Below are 2,499 nucleotides of genomic sequence, written 5' to 3' on the forward strand. Positions count from 1 at the left end.
AAGAACTACTTGGTCGCTCATTTGCGACTTCCTTATGTTAACATCTTCGTTAGTTAATGTCAACTAAGTTTTTTATTTCGTTTGCCGCGTTTTGCGTTATTGCATCGGCGACTTGTTTTATATTACACCTCTATCTAACAATAGTCAACAACTCTTTTTCATTTTTTACAAAAAACATTCACTACTCATAAACCTTCCTTATTTTTCATACATATAATTATGATAACTGAAAGGAGTGTAGAGATTGTTTGATTCTTCTATGTTACACATCATCAATGCTAACTTCAGAAAACCACACTACCACAGAAACTTCCCTCTCATTCTATTTTGGATTCAAAAAAGCGGCTGCACTTCACTTGCTAATTGTTTTTTTTACCAGATTGATTTATTACAAACAGCTTTAAACTATAATCCTTTCATTCATCATTACGAATATGACATATATAAAAGTACACCCGCCTAGGATGTGCGGCTAGGCATAGCATTACGAGATAAACAAAAAGAAACTTTTAAACTTGTTCGTAATCCTTTTAAAAGAGCCGTTAGTTCTTTCGTATCCTTAATCGCACCTCCCTATGTAGAAAACCCAGAATGGCAACTCATTCGAAAGTTTTTATATCAAGATGAAAACTCTCCTAAAGGAATCTCATATAAACAATTTTTATATTACCTACTCGCCAAAGGTGCTCATGCAGATGATATGAATCCGCATTTTACACAACAATACATACTAGGTGAAGAAGCATATGTAACAAATTATATCTACTTAGAGGATTTTGATCAGGAAATACAAAAGTTAGGGAGCCACTTTGAATTAAAATCCGCACCGATAAATAAACTATCAACATCCTGGCATCATCAGACTCCCGCTATGATCTATAGAGGGAATTTTAGCGAAGCAAGTATTACTGATCCTTTATTTCCTCGCTATCCTACTTTCGAAAGTTTTTATGATACGGAATGTATACAACTTGTTCAAACAATATTTCAAAATGATTTCGATACGTATAGATATAGTAAAGAATATCCATACTGATTTCAATCTATCATCTTTGCCAAATATAAAAAGATACCTTATATATTAGGTATCTTTTTAACATTCAAACTACATAGAGTATACTACTTAGCAGTCCTTACTATTTAAACTATTCCTCTTTAATAAATTACCTATTTTTTGTTTATCTGCCCATCCTACTCCTATTAAAACTAAACTTCCCCCTATCATTATCTTCCACGTTAAAGATTCATCTAATAGAACAATTGAAGTAACAATACTTATTAATGGTAATGCATTTAAATATAACCCACTTACCGATGCCGAAATTCTCTCTAGCGCTTTGTTCCAAAACCAATACGCCAAAATTGTTGCACCTATAACAAGATACATTACACTAAACACTGTCTTCCATGTTTCAATCTTTGGAAAACCATAATAAAAGATTTCCCCCATTGCAAAAGGCAATAAAATAACAGCTCCAATAATTAAAGTTAGCGTTGTAAAAACATTGTTAGATAAATATCGCTCTTGCTTCGGGCGTTTTAACAATATCGTATAGAAAGCAAATAAAAAAGTACTCAATAAAATAAGTATATCCCCTATTAAAGAGACCTCTTGATCAGTATTGTCAGAAGGAACGGTAATCAAGAGCACACCTATAGCTCCTAGCATAATTCCAATCCAATAATTCAACTGAATTTTCTCCTTTAAAAAGAATGCCGAAAAAAGAATTGTAACTAATGGCAATGCAGCATCAATGATACTAACATGCAATCCACTTGTTAAAGAAATACCGTAGGATGTGAACATAAAATACCCAGCTACACCAGTAAAAGATAGTAAACTCATTCTTTTCCAAGGGACCTGTTTATGTACAACTGGTCTTTTTAATTGTTTAAATGAGAATAGTAAACAGATTCCACCCGCGAAGAAAAGGCGAATAAACAACAAAGTAAATGGCTGAATAGATTCTAATGCCCACTTTGTTGGCGCAATAGCTGTCCCCCATAATATAACAGCCACTAATAACATGCATATTTCTTTCATAATCCCCCACACCCATCAAAAAATATATGTTAGCTATCTTAATTATAGATTTTTTCTTATGTGAAATCTTTTAAAAATGAAAAAACGTTATGTGAAAAACAGCTGAATAGCTTTTTTTCACATAACGCCTTCATATAAAGAGTAAAATTTTTTAGTCATTCTACAACTCAGTTAACATAAAAAGGTAATTTTTACCTTACACTGCTATTTAAACGTATTACTTTATCATCTTTCACAACACTGTCGCTCAAATTTTAATTTCGACAGTCCCTATTTCATCTTTAAGGTTATTGAATTTATGGATTATGACATTCGGTAAATAAAAATCAACACAAAAAAACCTAAGTCGATTCGACTTAGGTTTTTGCTTGGCGACGTCCTACTCTCACAGGGACAAGGTCCCAACTACCATCGGCGCTAGAGAGCTTAACTTCCGTGTTCGGTATGGGAACGGG

1 protein-coding gene, 1 rRNA gene and 1 pseudogene are annotated in these 2,499 nt (G+C 33.1%); 1 reads left to right on the forward strand and 2 read right to left on the reverse strand.

What is annotated here, in order from left to right; translation table 11 throughout:
* The first annotated feature begins 244 nt into the window (after positions 1 to 244).
* A pseudogene (locus MR115_RS29465) lies at positions 245 to 1,036 on the forward strand (sulfotransferase family 2 domain-containing protein).
* An 87-nt stretch (positions 1,037 to 1,123) separates the two neighbouring features.
* Here the strand turns inward: MR115_RS29465 and MR115_RS29470 are convergent.
* Complete coding sequence (locus MR115_RS29470) at positions 1,124 to 2,056, reverse strand: DMT family transporter (protein WP_242243842.1); 933 nt, start codon at positions 2,054 to 2,056, stop codon at positions 1,124 to 1,126.
* A gap of 354 nt (positions 2,057 to 2,410) precedes the next feature.
* Positions 2,411 to 2,499 (reverse strand): 5S ribosomal RNA (gene rrf / locus MR115_RS29475); the annotation flags it as partial.

Source organism: Bacillus cereus group sp. BfR-BA-01309, from assembly GCF_022664315.1.
In the GTDB taxonomy this organism is placed as follows: Bacteria; Bacillota; Bacilli; order Bacillales; family Bacillaceae_G; genus Bacillus_A; species Bacillus_A mobilis.